This window comes from Streptomyces sp. DSM 116793 (assembly GCF_057320905.1).
This window is the reverse complement of record NZ_CM170494.1, coordinates 6,909,978-6,927,994: the sequence shown is the minus strand read 5'-3', so window position 1 is coordinate 6,927,994 and position 18,017 is coordinate 6,909,978. Positions and strand designations below refer to the sequence as shown.

The window sequence follows — 18,017 nt, the reverse complement described above, 5'->3', positions numbered from 1 at the left end:
ACGCCGCGGTACCTCCCCCGCCGCTCAGGCAGTGCGGGACGGACTGCGGTGGTGGCCCGCGCCCCCGCCGCCGAGCGGCATGGCGACACAGCCCCGCACCCCTTCGGGATCGGGGCTACGCCTGGATGAATCGGGGCTACGCCCTGGACAAGGGGCGCCGCCATGCCCCCGCGTCAGGCCGTGAGCCTGGTGAGGGCCGCGTCCACACGGGACAGGGTGCGGGGGCGGCCGAGTACCTCAAGGGACTCGAAGAGGGGCAGGCCGACAGTGCGACCGGTGACGGCGACACGGACCGGCGCCTGGGCCTTGCCGAGCTTGAGCCCGTGCGCCTCGCCCGCCGCCAGCACCGCGGCCTTGAGCGCGTCGGCGCGCCACTCGTCCTCGCCGAGGGCCGCGAGGTTGGCACGCGCCGTGCTCAGCAGGTCGGCGGCCCCCTCCTTCATCGCCTTCTGCCAGGACGCCTCGTCCGAGACCGGCTCGGGCAGGAAGAGGAAGTCGACGTTCGCGGTGATGTCCGACAGGACCGTCACCCGGGTCTGCGCCAGCGGGGCGATCGCCTCGAAGGCGGCCCGGTCGAAGTCCTCCGGGGCCCACGGGGCGTACGGCGCCTTCAGCCAGGGCTCGCAGGCTTCGATGAACGCCTTCACATCCAGCATCCGGATGTGGTCGGCGTTGATCGCCTCCGCCTTCTTCAGGTCGAAGCGTGCCGGGTTCGGGTTGACGTTCGCCAGGTCGAAGGCGGCGACCATCTCGTCGATGGTGAAGATGTCCCGGTCCGGCGCCAGCGACCAGCCCAGCAGCGAGAGGTAGTTGAGCAGCCCCGCGGGGAGGAAGCCGCGCTCCCGGTAGAGGTTGAGGGACGACTGCGGGTCGCGCTTGGAGAGCTTCTTGTTCCCCTCGCCCATCACGTACGGCAGGTGGGCGAAGACCGGCACCTGCTTGGCGTGGCCGAGCTCGATCAGCGCACGGTGGAGCGCGATCTGCCGCGGGGTGGAGGAGAGCAGGTCCTCGCCGCGCAGCACATGGGTGATCCCCATGAGCGCGTCGTCGATCGGATTGACGAGCGTGTAGAGAGGAGCGCCGTTGGCCCGGACGATGCCGTAGTCCGAGACGTTCTCCGGCGTGAAGGTCAGCTCGCCGCGGACCAGGTCCGTGAAGGTGATCGCCTCGTCCGGCATGCGGAAGCGGACGATGGGCTCCCGTCCCTCGGCGCGGTACGCCTCGACCTGCTCGGGGGTGAGCGTCCGGCAGTGGCCGTCGTACCCGGAGGGCCGGCCGGCGGCGCGGGCCGCGGCGCGCCGCTCCTCGAGTTCCTCGGTGGTGCAGTAGCAGTGGTAGGCGTGGCCGCTCTCCATGAGCTGCCGGGCGATGTCCCGGTAGATGTCCATCCGCCGCGACTGGCGGTACGGCGCGTGCGGCCCGCCCACCTCGGGGCCCTCGTCCCAGTCGAAGCCGAGCCAGCGCATGGCGTCGAGGAGCTGTTCGTAGGACTCCTCGGAGTCGCGGGCCGCGTCGGTGTCCTCGATGCGGAACACGTAGGTGCCGCCGTGGTGCCGGGCGTAGGCCCAGTTGAACAGGGCGGTGCGGACCAGCCCCACGTGGGGGTTGCCGGTCGGCGAGGGACAGAACCTCACGCGGATGGCGGGGCCGGTGGGGTCGGGTGCGTTAGCCACGCTTGATCACCTTGTTGGTGAGAGTGCCGATGCCTTCGATGGTGACGGCGACCTCGTCGCCGTCGGTGAGGGGGCCGACTCCGGCCGGGGTGCCGGTGAGGACGACGTCACCCGGAAGCAGGGTCATGGCCTGCGTGACGTTGACGATCAGGTCCTCGATCGGGTGGATCATCTCGCTGGTGCGGCCGAGTTGGCGCTGGTCGCCGTTGACCGTGCACTGGATGGTCAGGTCGCCGGCCGTGGCCAGGTCGATGCCGGTCTCCACCCAGGGACCGAGGGGGCACGAGGAGTCGAATCCCTTCGCGCGGGCCCACTGCTTCTCACGCTTCTGCACGTCACGCGCGGTCACGTCGTTGGCGCAGGTGTATCCGAAGATCACGTCGGCCACGCGCTCGCGCGGCACCTCCCGGCACATCCTGCCGATGACGACGGCCAGCTCGGCCTCGTGGTGCAGTTCCTCGGAGAACGAGGGGTGCACGATCTCGTCCCCGGTGCCGATCACGGACGTGGACGGCTTGAAGAAGGCGAACGGTGCTTCGGGGACCGCGTTGCCCAGCTCGGCGGCGTGCTCCGAGTAGTTGCGGCCGAAGGCGACGACCTTGCTGGGGAGCACCGGCGGCAGCAGCCGCACCTTGCTCAGCGGCACCTTGGTGCCGCTGAGCTCGAAGTCGGTGAACGGGATGCCCTTGATGATGTCGAGGACGAGACCGTCGGCCCCGTCGGTCGGGCCGGCCGGGGACACCTCGCCCTCGACCGCGCCGAAGGCGACGTTTCCGTCGATGGAGAACCTGGCGATGCGCACGGCTGCCTATGCTCCTCAGTGAGCCGGCTGGAGTCTGACGCTCAAGGCTAACGCCCGGGGCGGACGGTGCCGGCGCGCCCCGTCAGGGGGCGGGAACCGCGCGAGCACCCCCCACCGGCTGGTGGTCCGGCTTCGCCGGACGGTCCCCGGGGGCGGTGGCTACGCCCGCATCTCGTCGTGGTTGTCCCCCACCGCCTGAAGGGCACGGCAGGTGCCCCGGCAGTTCCCCGCGCACCTCGGAGATCGGGGCTGCGCCCCTACCGAGCCGGGGTGTCCGAGGCGTCCGTGTCCGCCTCCGTGGAGTCCTCGCCCGGCAGGGTGACGAGAATCGTGCGGCGCGGGTTGGCCGTCTGGGAGGGGAGGGTGACGGCGTGTTCCGGCTGCTCCGGCGCCTCCGGTGCCTCCGCGTCGCCGAGCTTCGCCAGAGTGGTGCGCCGCGGATTGGCTATCGTGCGGAACATCATCGTCGTCTTCATGAGACCGCTGAGGACCTTTGCAGTAGAGGGCTGTCGGTAAATCGTCAGGCTAAACATCGTCTTCGGCCGCACGTCGGGAAGCGGCCATGATCTCCATGTGAGTTTGCTCACGAATCAAGGTACAAAGGCGACAATCAGGACCGAAATCGGAAGGACGAGAAACGGACATCAGGCCATCGACCCCCGCATTCCTCTCCCGATCATGCCGTCTGGGACACCGGAACCGCACGGCCGGGGTCCAGCGAAAAGTCCGTTATAAGGCGGAACGCTTTCCACCGGACGTAATCCACTCCTCACACGGCGTCACGGTGGTCACAGGCTGGGACACGGCCCTTGTTGGAGATCCCGCACTGTGCTGGAATTCCCGGGACCGCCGCGGGGATCGAGTCCGGCGCACAGGGGCGCAGAGCAGCGCCGAGTGGCGGCGGGAAGGGGGACCGGCGCCGGTCACTCAAGACCACGGGGTGCGGAGCGCCCCACCACGCCGAAACCGCCTCTGCGTTGACACGGAGAGGCGCCTGGTCCAGAGGTTGCGACGCTAGTGCAGGGACGTTACAAGAGGGATGGCAGCGCTTCGGCCGAGTCGGAGCCGCACGGCGGGCCCGACCGCGGCTCCCCGGCCCCGCACGCCCAGAATCCCGGGCCCGGGCCGTCCGGCGGGGCCTCGGACGGTGGTGAGCGTGCGCCGCGGCCCCCTGCGGCGCCCGGCCCCCAGGCCCCGGCGCCCGTCGCCAAGCCCAGGCCCCAGGCGGGCACCGGCCCCCGAATAGCGCTGCGCAACTGGCGGATCTCCACGCGCCTGGTCTCCCTGCTCGCCCTGCCCGTGGTGGCGGCGACCAGCCTCGGCGCCCTGCGCATCGGCCAGTCCATGGACGAACTCAAGCAGCTCGACAACATGAAGCTGCTGACGGACATGACCAAGCAGGCGACCGAGCTGGCCGCCGCGCTCGAGGAGGAGCGGGACCAGTCGGCCGGCCCGCTCGCGCACGGTGACAAGCCCACCGACTTCGACGTCAAGGGCCCGCGGGACAAGACCGACCTGGCGTACAGCGCGTTCAAGAACGAGAGCCAGAAGATCGACGACACGGGCGGCGACTCGGGCCTGCTGGGCATCCGCTCCAGCATCGTCCAGATCACCGCCCAGCTGAACTCCCTGCAGACCATCCGCAAGGACGCCTACAAGGACCACCACTCGTCCTCCCAGACGGTCGATCAGTACAGCCAGCTCATCCAGCAGCTGCTGTCGCTCTCCGAGGACATGGCCCAGGCGACCAGCAACCCGGAGATGATCCAGCGCACCCGCGCGCTGGCGGCGTTCTCCTCCGCCAAGGAGTTCGCGTCCGTGCAGCGGGCCGTGATCGCCGCCGCCCTGCCGCCCAACAACCACGAGAGCGGCGACCTCAGCGAGACCGACCGCCGCTACGCCCTCGCCGCGTACAACAAGGAACGCGCCGAGATCACCATCTTCAGCGGCATCTACTCGGGCAACGCCCAGGAGCTCCTGCAACCGGTCGAGGACGGCAACCCCACCGTCCAGGAGGCGGACACCTACACGCAGCACGTCCTCAACCAAGAGGGCGGCATGAAGATCCAGGACAAGCGCTCGTACAAGGACTGGGTGGACGCCGACTCCACCAAGATCCAGGCGATGTCCAAGATCGAGCTGACGCTGCTCAACGAGATGGAGCAGAAGGCCCGCGAGCTGCGCAGCGAGTCCGAGCGGAACGCCATCATCAGCGGTGCGCTGATCCTGCTCGTGCTCGGTGTCTCGCTGGTCGGCGCCTTCATCGTCGCGCGGTCCATGATCCGCTCGCTGCGGCGGCTCCAGGACACCGCCACCAAGGTCGCCCAGGACCGTCTGCCGGAGCTGGTCAAGCAGCTCTCCGAGTCGGACCCGCAGGACGTCGACACCTCCGTCGAGTCGGTCGGCGTGCACTCCCGGGACGAGATCGGGAAGGTGGCCGCGGCCTTCGACGACGTGCACCGCGAGGCGGTCCGCCTGGCCGCCGAGCAGGCGCTGCTGCGAGGCAACGTCAACGCGATGTTCACCAACCTCTCGCGCCGCAGCCAGGGCCTCATCCAGCGCCAGCTGTCGCTGATCTCCGAACTGGAGTCCCGCGAGGCCGACCCGGACCAGCTCTCCTCGCTCTTCAAGCTCGACCACCTCGCCACCCGTATGCGCCGGAACGGCGAGAACCTCCTGGTGCTCGCCGGCGAGGAGCCGGGCCGCCGCTGGACCCGGCCCGTGCCCCTGGTCGACGTGCTGCGCGCCGCGGCCTCCGAGGTGGAGCAGTACGAGCGCATCGAGCTGGCCGCCGTGCCCGCGACCGAGGTCGCGGGCCGGGTCGTCAACGACCTCGTGCACCTGCTCGCCGAGCTGCTGGAGAACGCCACCTCGTTCTCCTCACCGCAGACCAAGGTCAAGGTCACCGGTCACGCCCTGCCGGACGGCCGGGTGCTGGTGGAGATCCACGACACCGGCATCGGCCTCTCCCCGGAGGACCTGGCGGCGATCAACGAGCGGCTCGCCTCGCCGCCCACCGTGGACGTCTCGGTCTCCCGCCGGATGGGTCTGTTCGTGGTCGGCCGCCTCTCGCAGCGGCACGGCATCCGCATCCAGCTGAGGCCCTCCGACTCCGGTGGCACCACCGCGCTGGTCATGCTTCCCGTCGACGTCGCCCAGGGCGGCCGGCGCGGGCCCGGCAAGTCCGGGGCGCCCGGGGGCGGTCCCGCCGCCGCCCAGGCGGCCGCGGGTGCCGCGGCCGCCCGCCGCGGTGCGGGTGCGCCGGGTGGGCCCGGCGCGGGCCCCGGCGCCTCCGGGGGCCGGCTGGGTGCCGGTGCGTCGCGCGGCCAGGTCGGCGCGGGCACGGCACCGCGCGCCGCGCTGCCGTCCCGCGACGCCGGCCCGGGGGCTCCCCAGCGCCCCGGCTCCGGCAGTGAGCCGAGCGGTTCCGGCGGCCGGCGGGGCCCCGTGGCCCCCCAGGGCCCGGTGCCCCCGCAGCGGCCCGTCGCCCCACAGGATCCGGGTGTCCCCCGGCAGGGCAGCCCGGCCGGGGCGAGCGCCTTCGGGCAGGACTCCGGCGCACCGGGCCTCGGTCCGGTCAGCGCGGGCGGTACGGGGCGGCACGCCGGCCGCCCGGGCCAGGGCCGCGCCCCGGTGCCGTCGCAGCGCACCGGCGAGGCCGACCGCGGCGGCAGGCCGCAGCTCCCCCCGCGCGGCGCGCCGCGTGCCGAGCTGCCCGGCGGCAGCCCGGCGTCCCAGGCGCCGCAGGCGCCGGGCGGTCAGCGCGTGCCGAGCTGGAGCAACGACACCGGCCCGCAGTCGCGGCCGGACGCGCCGCGCGGCCACGACGAGCACGCGTCGCCCTTCGCCCGGATGGGCGACCCCATGGACGAGCGGCAGGGCGGACCGCGGGACGGCGCCTCCACCGGGCAGTTCCCGGCGCTGGGCGGCGGCGACCGGCAGGGTCCCGGGTCCACGGCGGAGATGCCCCGGATCGACGACCGGCAGGGTCCCGGGTCCACGGCGGAGTTCCCCCGGATCGACGACCGGCAGGGTCCCGGGTCCACGGCGGAGTTCCCCCGGCCCGACTTCAACGCGCCCCGCCCGGGCGGGGCGCAGGGCCCCGGCCAGTACACCCGCTCGGACGTCTTCGGCGCTCAGGACGCGGGTGACTTCGGCGGGCAGCGCCGCCAGGACGCCTCCTCGACGGGGCAGTTCCCGGTGCCGGGCCACGACGCCCGGGGGGCAGCGCCGCAGGATGCGTCCTCCACCGGGCAGTTCCCGGTGCCCGGCGTCTCCCGCCAGGACCCGTCCTCCAGTGGCCAGTTCCCCGTCCCCGGCTACGACAGCCGCCGGGAGGGCCGGGACGCCTCCTCCACCGGCCAGTACGCGGTGCCGGGCTTCGACAGCCGGGGCGCCGGGCCGCAGGACCCGTCCTCCAGTGGCCAGTTCCCCGTCCCCGGCTACGACAGCCGCCGGGAGGGCCGGGACGCCTCCTCCACCGGCCAGTTCGAGCGTCCCTCCTTCGGCGGTGCACCGTCCGGCAGGCAGGACGCACCACGCGCACAGGACGTACCGCGCCCGGGGGGCACCGGGGACACCGGTGGCTTCACGGCGCCGCAGTTCGACCGGGGCCGGCTGCCGCTGCGGCCGGCGGCACAGGCCGCGGAGCCCGAGCCACTGCCGCCGGCGGGTCCCGGTGACGGCCGTACGCCGCTCTACGACACCCTGGAGACCAACTGGTTCCGTGGTGGTGGCCGGGCAGCGGCGGCGCAGTCCCCGGAGGAGCCGCCGTCCCGGCAGGCCGGGGGCTCGTCGGGCGACTCGGGCGGTTTCGACGCCTTCCAGGGCGGGGGCAACTCCTTGGGCCTGGGCGGCGACGGGTCCGGGGGCTCGCCGGATGCGAACGGCCAGCTCCTCCCGGACGGCTCCACCTGGCGCAGCTCGCCCAACGACGAGCTGGTCCGCCAGGCCGAGCGGGTCCGCCAGCCCACGGCCGGCGGAGTCACCACGTCAGGTCTTCCGCGCCGGGTGCCGCGGGCCAACCTCGTCGCGGGCACGGCTCAGCAGCAACCACAGCAGGCCGGACCGCAGGTGTCACGCGCACCCGACGACGTGCGCGGCAGGCTGACCAATCTCCGTCGGGGCATCCAGCAGGGGCGGCAGGCCGGAACGGGTTCGACCACCGGCAGCTTCCCGAGCCCCACTCACCAGCAGGAGCGTTAGTTGAGCCCCATGAGCCAGGCGGCACAGAACCTGAACTGGTTGATCACCAATTTCGTGGACAACACCCCAGGCGTGTCCCACACCGTGGTGGTCTCCGCCGACGGACTCCTTCTGGCGATGTCCGAAGGCTTCCCGCGCGACCGCGCCGATCAGCTCGCGGCCGTCGCCTCGGGCCTGACCTCCCTCACGTCGGGGGCATCCCGCATCTTCGAGGGCGGCATGGTCACACAGACCGTGGTGGAGATGGAGCGAGGCTTCCTCTTCATCATGCAGATATCGGACGGCTCCTCACTGGCCGTCCTCGCCCACCCGGAGTGCGACATCGGTCTCGTGGGCTACGAGATGGCACTGCTCGTGGACCGCGCCGGTGCGGTGCTGACACCGGACCTGCGCGCGGAACTCCAGGGCAGCCTGCTCCACTAGCCTCCGTCAGGCCACACCACACGTCCGAACGCCCGAACGAACCGTCGCACCGTCCGGCCGCCACAGCCCATCCCCCCACCGGCTCTGTCAGACGGCACGCAAACCCCTTGCTGTCCCGCCCGGAGGATTCATGACCCCGCCCACCGCCTCTCACGACCCGTACGGAGCGTCCCATCAGGCGTACGGTCCGGAGGGCGACCAGCCGCTGGTGCGTCCGTATGCCATGACAGGTGGCCGGACCAGGCCGCGGTACCAGCTCGCCATCGAGGCGCTGGTGAGCACGACCGCCGACCCGGCGCAGCTCATGGGGCTGCTCCCGGAGCACCAGCGGATCTGCCACCTGTGCCGTGAGGTGAAGTCCGTGGCGGAGGTCTCGGCGCTGCTGTCGATGCCGCTGGGCGTGGCGCGGATCCTCGTCGCCGACCTGGCGGAGGCGGGGCTCGTGGCGATCCACCAGCCGGGTGGCGATGAGAATGCCGGTGGTCAGCCGGATGTGACACTGCTGGAAAGGGTGCTCAGTGGACTTCGCAAGCTCTGAAGGAGGTCGCTCGACGACCTCCGCGAAGATCGTGGTGGCCGGTGGTTTCGGCGTGGGCAAGACCACGTTCGTCGGCGCGGTCTCGGAGATCAACCCGCTGCGCACCGAGGCCGTCATGACGTCGGCCTCGGCAGGCATCGACGACCTGACACACACCGGGGACAAGACCACCACGACCGTGGCCATGGACTTCGGCCGCATCACCCTGGACCAGGACCTGATCCTCTACCTGTTCGGCACCCCCGGCCAGGACCGGTTCTGGTTCATGTGGGACGACCTCGTACGCGGCGCCATCGGCGCCGTCGTCCTCGTCGACACCCGCAGGCTCGCCGACTGCTTCCCCGCCGTCGACTACTTCGAGAACTCCGGACTGCCCTTCGTCATCGCCCTCAACGGCTTCGACGGCCAGCAGCCCTACTCCCCCGACGAGGTGCGCGAGGCCCTCCAGATCGGCCCCGACACCCCCATCATCACCACCGACGCCCGCCACCGCGCCGACGCCAAGAGTGCCCTCATCACTCTCGTGGAGCACGCGCTGATGGCCCGGCTGCGGTAGACGGCCGGGGTACGGTGCGCGCCGCCGCCGGGATGTGCGGGGCGCGGTCCACGGGCCGCGCCGATCGGTCGGCGGGCCGCCCGGACGCCGGTGCCGGCAGGGCGGTTGACGGCCTTCATCCGGGGCGGCCGGGTCGGTTGACACGGCCGCTTCGGGTGTTCATAACATTTCGACACGGAATTCCTCGGGTGCCGCCACGCGTCGCGGTCGTCCGGTGCCACTGCGCTGACATGAGCCTCGCCATTTGGCGGGGCTTGTTATTTATGCCCCTTTTATCAGCGGCTCCCGCAGCGGCGGGCTTTCGCCCCCCGCTGTTTGGAGGAGCACCGCCTGACGTGCTGGAATGCCGAGAACTGCCCTGCTGTACAAGGGCCGGGCGGAGACAGCGGCACGCGGTCGGTGCCGATGCCGAGAGGTTGTTGGTCGAGTGAGCCGAAGCATGAACGGTCCTGCGCCGTCGTCGCGGGGCAATTTCACCCCGCCACCGCGCACGGCGGAGCCCTCCGCGAGCGATGCGGGGCCCACCCCCCTGCCGCCCGCGGGCAGCCGGTTCTCGCCCCGCAACTGGCGGGTGCCGACCAGGCTGTACGCGATCCTGCTGATTCCGGTGGTGGTCGGCCTGGTGATGGGCGGCTTCCAGGTGAAGGGCTCGATCGACACCTGGCGCGAGGCGGAGGACGCCGAGCACACGGCCCGCCTGGTGCAGGCCGCGCTCACCTACGGCCAGCGGCTCATCGAGGAGCGGGACGTCTCCGCGGCACCGCTGCTGCGCGGCGACCGCAAGGACCCGGCGGTCGCGAGCGCCCGCGCGGCCACCGACCAGGCCGCCAAGGCCTTCGACGCCGCCGCGAAGGACATGCCCCGCACGGCGAGCCTGGAGCGCCGGCTGGCCGACTTCCGCAAGGCCGAGCCCGGTCTGGCGGGGCTCCGCGCGAGCGCGTACACCGGCCGGCTCGGCGGCGTGCAGACGGAAGAGGGCTATGTCGCCATCCAGCACCCGCTGATGGAGTTCGCCAACGAACTGGGCCTCGGCACCGGCAACATCACCAGCTACGGCCGCACCGTCTACGCCATCTCGCTGGCCAAGGCGGCCGTGTCCCTGCAGCGCTCCATCGGCATGCACCTGCTGGTCAGGCCGGGACCGACGGCCGCGGACCTGAACAGGCAGCGGGTGGCGCTCAGCTCCTACGCCTACCTGGAGGGCATCGCCACCGAGGAGTACCGCTCGGGCGGCACCGAGGAGGACGAGGCGGTACTCGACCGGGCCACCGCGAAGCTCAAGGAGGACGGCGCCAAGGCGGCCCGGGCCAAGGCCGCCGCCGCCAAGGCGAAGGGTGAGCGCTATGTGCCGCCGCCCGCCACGGACGCCATGGTCGGCGCCCTCGCCGCACTGCCCGGCACCGCGAAGAGCGACCGCCAGGCACTCGCCGGGCACGGCATCACCGAGGCCAACTGGTGGGACACGAACACCGCACGGTTCGACGCGTACCGCACGATCGAGTCGGACCTCGCCGACAAGGCCGTGAACGAGGCCGCGGGCATCGCGAACGACGCCAAGCGCTCCACGTTCGTCACCGGCGCCGTGGTGCTGGTGGCACTGCTCGCGGCGGTCGTGCTGGCCGGCATGATGGCCGGCCAGATGAGCCGGAGCATGCGCCGCCTGAGGTCCGCCGCGTTCACGATCGCGGAGCAGCGCCTGCCCATGCTGGTCGACCAGCTCTCGCGCACCGCGCCGGGCCGGGTCGACACCCGGGTGCAGCCGCTGCCGATCTCCTCCACCGACGAGATCGGCGAGGTGGCGCGCGCCTTCGACCAGGTGCACCGGGAGGCCGTCCGGCTCGCCGCCGAGCAGGCCATGCTGCGCGGGAACGTGAATGCGATCTTCGCCAACCTCTCCCGCCGCAACGAGTCCCTGATCGAGGGCCAACTCGCCCTGATCTCCCACCTGGAGAACCGCGAGACCGACCCGGACCAGCTGGCCAGCCTCTTCCGTCTTGACCACCTAGCGACCCGGATGCGCCGGAACGGCGAGAACCTCCTGGTGCTCTCCGGCAAGGAGCCGGGCCGCCGCTGGGACCAGCCGGTGCCGCTGGTGGACGTGCTGCGCGCGGCCTCCTCCGAGGTGGAGCAGTACCACCGCATCGAGCTGGTGGGCGTCCCCGAGGCGGAGATCCACGGCCTTGCCGTGACCGACCTGGTGCACCTGCTGGCCGAGCTGCTGGAGAACGCCACCGTGTTCTCCTCGCCGGAGACCAGGGTGCGGGTGACCGCGACCCGGCTGCCGGACGGCCGGGTCATGATCGAGATCCACGACCAGGGCATCGGCCTCGCCGCGCAGGACTTCGCGGACATCAACCACAGGCTCGCCAAGCCGCCGGCCGTGGACGCCGCGGTCTCCCAGCGCATGGGGCTGTTCGTGGTCGGCAGGCTGGCCGAACGGCACGGCATCCGCGTCCAGCTGAGGCCCTCCGCCGAGCACGCCGGGACGACCGCGCTGGTGATGCTGCCCGACGCCATCACGCACGGCGGTGGCGGCGAACCCCAGCAGGACGAGGCCGAGTTCACGGTCTCCTCGATCATCCCCGAGCAGCAGGCCTACCCCGCGGAGCCCGTGCACACCGCGGCCGAGCTCGGCTTCGACGACAGCCGCTACTCCGACACCGCCACCCCGGCCCGGGGCCTGGACCCGGTCGCACGCTCCCTGCTGCGCGGCGAACGGCAGGCCGCGCTGGGGACACCGCCCGGGGGCCGTCCGCAGGACGCGGAACAGCCGCACGGCGCCGGGGCCGGCAACGGTCCGGAGGCGTACGGGGCCGATTCCGGGACCGCGCAGCAGTCGTACGGCACGGGTGCCGGCCAGGACACGTACGGCACCGGGTCAGCCCAGGAGGCGTACGGCACGGACGCGGGACAGGCCGCGTACGGCACGGATGCCGGACAGGCCGCGTACGGCACGGGCACCGGCCCGGAGGCGTACGGCAACGGTGCGTACGGCGCGCAGAACGGCGGTCAGGGCGCGGCGTACGGCGCGCAGAACGAGTCGTACGGCGTGCAGGACGGCGGTGCCGGGGGCTACGGCGGTCAGTCGGCGGGCGGGTACGACGGGGCGTTCCAGGGCGGGTACGACGGCGCCGGAGGCCCGCTCGGCGCCGAGTCCCCGGCGGCCCCGGGCGGCCCCTTGGACGGCACCTATGCGGAGGCGGCGGGCCAGGACCGGGCAGCCCTCGGGCAGGACCTGACCGGGGGCCATGACGGCGGCCCCCACCAGGGGGAGTGGGTACACCAGGGCAGCTTCCAGGCGGCCCACCCGACCACGCCGCAGCCTCAACCGGAATCTTCTGCCGACGCTGACGCGGATGGCCGTGACCGCGTAGGCTTCGACCGGTCGGGTCCGGTTCCGAGCACGTCTCACGAGCTGACCGACGCGGGCCTGCCCCGCCGTGGCTCCGCCGCGGGCGGCGCAGCGGGCGAGGGGGCGTCTGCCACCCGGCAGCGGCCGGATGACCGCCAGGACCCCGGCGGGCGGCCGCACACGGACCAGGAGGCGCCCGACGGCGACCGGCCCGCGCAGCAGCCCGGGGAGAACGGATGGCGTTCTGCCAACGACCAGCGGTGGCAGCGCGCCGAGGCGCTCCGTGCGCCCCGGGCCGGCGGGGTGACCTCATCCGGCCTGCCGCGCCGGGTGCCCAGGGCCAACCTGGTCGAAGGGGCCGCCGAGCAGACCCCGCAGGGCGGCCCCCAGGTCTCCCGCGCTCCCGAGGACGTCCGGGGCAGGCTGAGCAGGCTCGCCCGAGGCGTGCGGCGGGGGCGCACCGAAGGCAGTAACAGCAACGGTCCGGCCACGGCGGATCCGCACAGCGGTCACCGCGGCCATGAAAGCACCTACAACCAGGAGCGTTAGTGTGAGCCCGATGAGCCAGGCGGCACAGAACCTGAACTGGTTGATCACCCATTTCGTGGAGACCACCCCCGGGGTGTCCCACACCGTGGTGGTCTCCGCCGACGGCCTCCTTCTGGCGATGTCCGAAGGCTTCCCCCGTGACCGCGCAGACCAGTTGGCGGCCGTCGCCTCCGGCCTGACATCCCTGACGGCGGGGGCCTCCCGCATCTTCGAGGGCGGCATGGTTAACCAGACAGTTGTGGAGATGGAGCGTGGATTCCTCTTCATAATGTCCATCTCCGACGGGTCTTCGCTCGCGGTACTTGCACACCCTGAAGCGGACATCGGTCTCATCGGGTACGAGATGGCACTTCTCGTCGACCGCGCGGGTACGGTTCTCACTCCGGACCTGCGCGCAGAGCTACAAGGGAGCCTTCTCAACTGACCCACCGGACGATGCGACGTGGCGACTCGTGGCCGTAAGGTTTCGGACACGCTTCCCCGGTGAGTTGGGCCGAAAGGCGGAGGAGGACATCGTGGCAACACCCCCGGATGGTTCCGGCTGGCCCTATGGGCCGGCGGAGGGCCATGACGACGGCATGCTGAACCCTTACGGCCTGCCCGCCGCGCCCGGTGGTGCGTACGCGCCACAGCACCCTCGGATCCACCAGGGCCCGCCCCCGCCGGTTCCCTATGAGCAGCCGCGCCCCCGCATCACGACCGTCGAACCTCTGCGGCGCCCCGACGAACCGGAGCCCGCGCCCGCCGGGGCCTCGGGTGATCATCCTCTGGTACGGCCGTATACGATGACGGGCGGCCGGACCAGGCCGCGGTATCAGCTCGCCATCGAGGCGCTGGTGTCCACCAGCGCCACGCCGCAGCAGGTGCAGGGGCAGTTGCCCGAGCACCAGCGGATCTGCGATCTGTGCCAGGAGATCAAGTCGGTGGCTGAGATCTCGGCGCTTCTCACCATTCCTCTTGGCGTGGCCCGTATCCTCGTCGCCGACCTGGCGGAGGCCGGTCTTGTGGCCATCCACCAGCCCGGCGGCGACGAGAGCGCCGGCGGCCAGCCTGATGTGACACTGCTCGAAAGGGTGCTCAGTGGACTTCGGAAGCTCTAGCGGCGGAACCGCCCGGTCGACCACCTCCGCGAAGATCGTGGTGGCCGGAGGTTTTGGCGTGGGCAAGACCACGTTCGTCGGCGCGGTCTCGGAGATCAACCCGCTGCGCACCGAGGCCGTCATGACGTCGGCCTCGGCAGGCATCGACGACCTGACACACACCGGGGACAAGACCACCACGACCGTGGCCATGGACTTCGGCCGCATCACCCTGGACCAGGACCTGATCCTCTACCTGTTCGGCACCCCCGGCCAGGACCGGTTCTGGTTCATGTGGGACGACCTCGTACGCGGCGCCATCGGCGCCGTCGTCCTCGTCGACACCCGCAGGCTCGCCGACTGCTTCCCCGCCGTCGACTACTTCGAGAACTCCGGACTGCCCTTCGTCATCGCCCTCAACGGCTTCGACGGCCAGCAGCCCTACAACCCGGACGAGGTGCGCGAGGCCCTCCAGATCGGCCCCGACACCCCCATCATCACCACCGACGCCCGCCACCGCGCCGACGCCAAGTCCACCCTCATCACCCTGGTGGAGCACGCGCTGATGGCCCGGCTGCGGTAGCGGACACGAAATCCGCAGGACACGCGAACGGCCCCGGTCCGGTGGACCGGGGCCGTTCGTCGTCGTACCGGCCGCACAGGCCCGCCTAGGGGGCTTCTGATGGATCTCCGTGGGAGAAGGAGCGGCTCCCCCACTGCCTCAAAGGCGTGGGAGGTGCCCCCAGTGCGTGCTCTGGGGGTGCCCCCTGCTCGAAGAGCTTGGGGGAGTGCCGGGTGCACGTCCTCGTACTGGGCGTACGTGGGCTTGTGCCCGGTGCGGCGAGAGTACGTGCCGGGCGTCGCGACGCCACGGAGATCCATCAGAAGCCCCCGAGGCCCATGGGGACCGGACGGCCCTGTCCGGGGCCGGACAGGGCCCGGCAGGGGGCGAGGCCGGCCGGCAGCGCGCCAGGACCCGGCAGCGAAGACCCGGCAGGGGTCAGGGGCATGCACAAGGCCGGGCGCCGCTCGGGAGAGCGACGCCCGGCCGGGTGAGGCCGACGGCCTCAGCGCCAGCTGTGCGGCGGCCGGAAGCCGGACTCCCGCTCCAGGCGGCGCCAGCCGGCCCTGGGGCGGACGCGCTCGGCGGGGGCGGACTGGGCGGCTGCGCCCGCCCTGGCGAGCAGGACGGCGGTGATGGCGGCCAGTTCCTCGGGACCGGCCTGGCCGCGCTCCACGCGCAGCACGTCGCCGGCGGGCGCGGCGGTGACGGGCTCGCCGGCCGGGGGCTCGGCGGGACCGCTGGTGCGGTCGGTGGTGGTGATGGACATGGGGCGTCTCCGTGGGCGAGAGGTCCGCAGGGTCACTGCGGGGGGTTGCCGTGCTTGCGCGAGGGCAGGTCGGCGTGCTTGGTGCGGAGCATGGCGAGGGAGCCGATGAGCACCTCACGGGTCCCCGCCGGGTCGATGACGTCGTCGACGAGGCCGCGCTCCGCGGCGTAGTAGGGGTGCATCAGCTCGGCCTTGTACTCCTTGACCATGCGGGCCCGCATGGCGTCGGGGTCGGCGGCCGACGCGATCTGGCGCCGGAAGATGACGTTGGCGGCGCCCTCCGCGCCCATGACCGCGATCTCGTTGGTCGGCCAGGCGTAGGTCAGGTCCGCACCGATGGACTGACTGTCCATGACGATGTAGGCACCTCCGTACGCCTTGCGAAGGATCAGCGAGATCCTGGGCACGGTGGCGTTGCAGTACGCGTACAGCAGCTTGGCGCCGTGCCGGATGATCCCGCCGTGCTCCTGGTCGACGCCCGGCAGGAAGCCGGGCACGTCGAGCAAGGTGACGATCGGGATATTGAAAGCGTCGCACATCTGGACAAAGCGCGCAGCTTTTTCCGAGGCCTCGATGTCCAGCACCCCGGCGAGCACCTGGGGCTGGTTGGCGATGATGCCCACCACCTGGCCGTCGAGCCGGGCCAGGGCGCAGATGATGTTGCGCGCCCAGCGCTCGTGGACCTCCAGGTACTCGCCGTCGTCGACCAGTTCCTCGATGACCTTGGTCATGTCGTAGGGGCGGTTGCCGTCGGCGGGCACCAGGTCGAGCAGGACGTCGCTGCGCCGGTCGGCGGGGTCCTGGCACTCGACGGCCGGCGGGTTCTCGCGGTTGTTCTGGGGCAGCAGGGAGAGCAGGTAGCGCACCTCGGCGAGGCAGGTCTCCTCGTCGTCGTACGCGAAGTGGGCGACGCCCGAGGTCTCGGCGTGCACGTCCGCGCCGCCGAGGCCGTTCTGGGTGATCTCCTCGCCGGTGACCGCCTTGACCACGTCGGGGCCGGTGATGAACATCTGCGAGGTGTCGCGGACCATGAAGACGAAGTCGGTCAGTGCGGGGCTGTAGGCCGCGCCGCCCGCGCAGGGGCCGAGCATCACGCTGATCTGCGGGATGACACCGGACGCCTTGGTGTTCCGCTGGAAGATGCCGCCGTAGCCCGCGAGCGCGCTGACGCCCTCCTGGATCCGGGCGCCCGCGCCGTCGTTGAGGGACACCAGCGGCGCGCCGGCCGCGATGGCCATGTCCATGATCTTGTGGATCTTGGTGGCGTGGGCCTCGCCGAGGGCGCCGCCGAAGATCCGGAAGTCGTGGGCGTAGACGAAGACCGTGCGGCCCTCGACCGTGCCCCAGCCGGTGATCACGCCGTCCGTGTAGGGCTTCTTTGCCTCCAGGCCGAAACCTGTCGCCCGGTGCCTGCGCAGCTGCTCGACCTCATGGAACGAGCCGGGGTCGAGCAGCAGCTCGATCCGCTCGCGGGCGGTCAGCTTGCCCTTGGCGTGCTGTGCCTCCGTAGCCTTGTCGCTCGGGCCCCGCAGGGCCTCCGCCCGGATCGCCTGCAGTTCCGCCACTCGCCCGCGCGCGTCCGTGGGCTCGCCCCCCGGGGTGGCGGTCTCGTCCATAACGGTCATGTAGCGACCATACGAAGTCGGACCGCAAAAACGGGCCGTCGACTCCGTACAGTCTCCGGCCCGTTTTCCTGGTAGGCCCGAACAGAACCCTTTCGGAGGAGGGCCCTCCCGACTGCTGAGGGCCCGTTCCGCTTGTGGGGGTCGCACAATCGGACCCCCACGCTCCCTTGGTACGGACCTAGCAGCCGCAGGAGTAGTAGGTGGCGTCCCAGTGGTTGCCCTCGTCCGCGTAGAGGTTCCCCGAGGCGGCCTCCCACTGCGGGTAGCCGTCGCCGCGCAGGCCGATGTAGGTGAAGGCGCTCTTGATGTAGTTGGTGAGGCAGGTGCTCTTGCCGTAGTCGAGCTTGTAGCCGTTCCAGTGCGAGTAGGTGCCGCTCGCATGGCCGGTTTCGGTGCCTCCGGTGATGTTGAGCGCGCACCCTATCGCGCCCTTCAGGGTCACGGCGCCCTGGGCGGTGGCCTGGTTGAGGCCCTCGAACGAGGTACAGGTCGGGTTGTTCCGGTCGGAGCAGCCGCCGGACGACGACCAGGTGATGCCGGCACTGCGGAACATAGCGGTGGCCTGGGCATGGGTGAGCTTGGTGACGGCCGCCTGGGCGGAGGCGTCCGTCGTACCGGTGAGGACGCCGACGCCGGGCGCGATCAGGGCGCCGACGAGCAGCGCCAGTGCACTGAGCAGCACACGCAGCGTTCTCTTCTTCATCACGGGGTTCCTCCCTGCTGAGGACCGCATACGGCCGGGGCCGCACGCGGTCGTGAATGGTCGCCTGCCCTCGGCGGCGCACGGGCCCTGAGGTGGGAAACGTCCGGCGCGCGGGGGCAGTCGGCATGGCCGTGCAGGTGGAGCAAGGAGATGGTGCCCGGTTCTACGCGCGTCCGCCAGA

At 71.7% G+C, this 18,017-nt stretch carries 14 protein-coding genes; 8 read left to right on the top strand and 6 right to left on the bottom strand.

Translation table 11 applies throughout. The annotated features are described in order from the left end of the window. Window positions 1-173: 173 nt before the first annotated feature. The 3 genes from gltX to ACSMXW_RS27220 form a co-directional block, all read right to left on the bottom strand. A complete protein-coding gene (gltX, locus tag ACSMXW_RS27230) occupies window positions 174-1,673 on the bottom strand; it encodes a glutamate--tRNA ligase (RefSeq protein WP_485800090.1) in 1,500 nt (499 codons plus the stop codon). Continuing rightward, window positions 1,666-2,475, bottom strand: coding sequence for a fumarylacetoacetate hydrolase family protein (locus tag ACSMXW_RS27225; protein WP_485800089.1), 810 nt, complete (start codon window positions 2,473-2,475; stop codon window positions 1,666-1,668). Before ACSMXW_RS27225 ends, gltX begins: the two co-directional genes overlap by 8 nt. A 257-nt stretch (window positions 2,476-2,732) precedes the next feature. Further along, window positions 2,733-2,951: a hypothetical protein gene (locus tag ACSMXW_RS27220; protein ID WP_485800088.1), complete on the bottom strand. Its 219-nt coding sequence runs from the start codon at window positions 2,949-2,951 to the stop codon at window positions 2,733-2,735. Window positions 2,952-3,492: 541 nt separating this feature from the next. Here ACSMXW_RS27220 and ACSMXW_RS27215 point away from each other — a divergent pair. From ACSMXW_RS27215 to ACSMXW_RS27180, 8 genes are all read left to right on the top strand, one after another. Further along, window positions 3,493-7,680 (top strand): sensor histidine kinase, encoded by a 4,188-nt coding sequence (locus tag ACSMXW_RS27215; RefSeq protein ID WP_485800087.1) that lies wholly within the window; start codon window positions 3,493-3,495, stop codon window positions 7,678-7,680. 9 nt (window positions 7,681-7,689) lie between these two features. Beyond that, a complete protein-coding gene (locus ACSMXW_RS27210) occupies window positions 7,690-8,103 on the top strand; it encodes a roadblock/LC7 domain-containing protein (RefSeq protein ID WP_212911881.1) in 414 nt (137 codons plus the stop codon). Window positions 8,104-8,233: 130 nt separating this feature from the next. Beyond that, on the top strand, window positions 8,234-8,641 hold the full coding sequence (locus ACSMXW_RS27205; RefSeq protein WP_485800086.1) for a DUF742 domain-containing protein: 408 nt from the start codon (window positions 8,234-8,236) through the stop codon (window positions 8,639-8,641). Beyond that, window positions 8,622-9,197: a GTP-binding protein gene (locus ACSMXW_RS27200; protein WP_485800085.1), complete on the top strand. Its 576-nt coding sequence runs from the start codon at window positions 8,622-8,624 to the stop codon at window positions 9,195-9,197. The genes ACSMXW_RS27205 and ACSMXW_RS27200 overlap by 20 nt, the downstream gene beginning before the upstream one ends. 439 nt (window positions 9,198-9,636) lie before the next feature. Continuing rightward, entirely contained in the window at window positions 9,637-13,098 is a 3,462-nt protein-coding gene (locus tag ACSMXW_RS27195; protein ID WP_485800084.1) for a nitrate- and nitrite sensing domain-containing protein, read from the top strand. A 10-nt stretch (window positions 13,099-13,108) separates the two neighbouring features. Continuing rightward, window positions 13,109-13,522 (top strand): roadblock/LC7 domain-containing protein, encoded by a 414-nt coding sequence (locus tag ACSMXW_RS27190; protein WP_485800082.1) that lies wholly within the window; start codon window positions 13,109-13,111, stop codon window positions 13,520-13,522. Window positions 13,523-13,613: 91 nt separating this feature from the next. Further along, window positions 13,614-14,198 carry a DUF742 domain-containing protein gene (locus ACSMXW_RS27185; RefSeq protein WP_485800080.1) on the top strand — a complete coding sequence of 195 codons (585 nt, stop codon included), beginning with the start codon at window positions 13,614-13,616 and terminating at the stop codon, window positions 14,196-14,198. Beyond that, window positions 14,179-14,760 carry a GTP-binding protein gene (locus ACSMXW_RS27180; RefSeq protein WP_485800079.1) on the top strand — a complete coding sequence of 194 codons (582 nt, stop codon included), beginning with the start codon at window positions 14,179-14,181 and terminating at the stop codon, window positions 14,758-14,760. Before ACSMXW_RS27185 ends, ACSMXW_RS27180 begins: the two co-directional genes overlap by 20 nt. 484 nt (window positions 14,761-15,244) lie before the next feature. Here ACSMXW_RS27180 and ACSMXW_RS27175 read toward each other — a convergent pair whose 3' ends face one another. The 3 genes from ACSMXW_RS27175 to ACSMXW_RS27165 form a co-directional block, all read right to left on the bottom strand. Then, window positions 15,245-15,424, bottom strand: a complete 180-nt coding sequence (locus ACSMXW_RS27175) for an acyl-CoA carboxylase subunit epsilon (RefSeq protein WP_485808345.1) — start codon at window positions 15,422-15,424, stop codon at window positions 15,245-15,247. Between the two features lie 116 nt (window positions 15,425-15,540). Next, entirely contained in the window at window positions 15,541-17,133 is a 1,593-nt protein-coding gene (locus tag ACSMXW_RS27170; protein ID WP_485800077.1) for an acyl-CoA carboxylase subunit beta, read from the bottom strand. A 178-nt stretch (window positions 17,134-17,311) separates the two neighbouring features. Then, window positions 17,312-17,836, bottom strand: a complete 525-nt coding sequence (locus ACSMXW_RS27165; RefSeq protein ID WP_485800076.1) for a hypothetical protein — start codon at window positions 17,834-17,836, stop codon at window positions 17,312-17,314. Window positions 17,837-18,017 lie beyond the last annotated feature (181 nt).

Excerpts from the sequence above, each read along its gene's own strand:
- ACSMXW_RS27190 (WP_485800082.1), top strand. The coding sequence starts at position 13,109 with ATGAGCCAGGCGGCACAGAACCTGAACTGGTTGATCACCCATTTCGTG.
- ACSMXW_RS27205 (WP_485800086.1), top strand. The coding sequence starts at position 8,234 with ATGACCCCGCCCACCGCCTCTCACGACCCGTACGGAGCGTCCCATCAG.
- ACSMXW_RS27170 (WP_485800077.1), bottom strand. The coding sequence starts at position 17,133 with ATGACCGTTATGGACGAGACCGCCACCCCGGGGGGCGAGCCCACGGAC.
- ACSMXW_RS27195 (WP_485800084.1), top strand. The coding sequence starts at position 9,637 with ATGAACGGTCCTGCGCCGTCGTCGCGGGGCAATTTCACCCCGCCACCG.
- ACSMXW_RS27210 (WP_212911881.1), top strand. The coding sequence starts at position 7,690 with ATGAGCCAGGCGGCACAGAACCTGAACTGGTTGATCACCAATTTCGTG.
- ACSMXW_RS27220 (WP_485800088.1), bottom strand. The coding sequence starts at position 2,951 with ATGAAGACGACGATGATGTTCCGCACGATAGCCAATCCGCGGCGCACC.
- ACSMXW_RS27165 (WP_485800076.1), bottom strand. The coding sequence starts at position 17,836 with ATGAAGAAGAGAACGCTGCGTGTGCTGCTCAGTGCACTGGCGCTGCTC.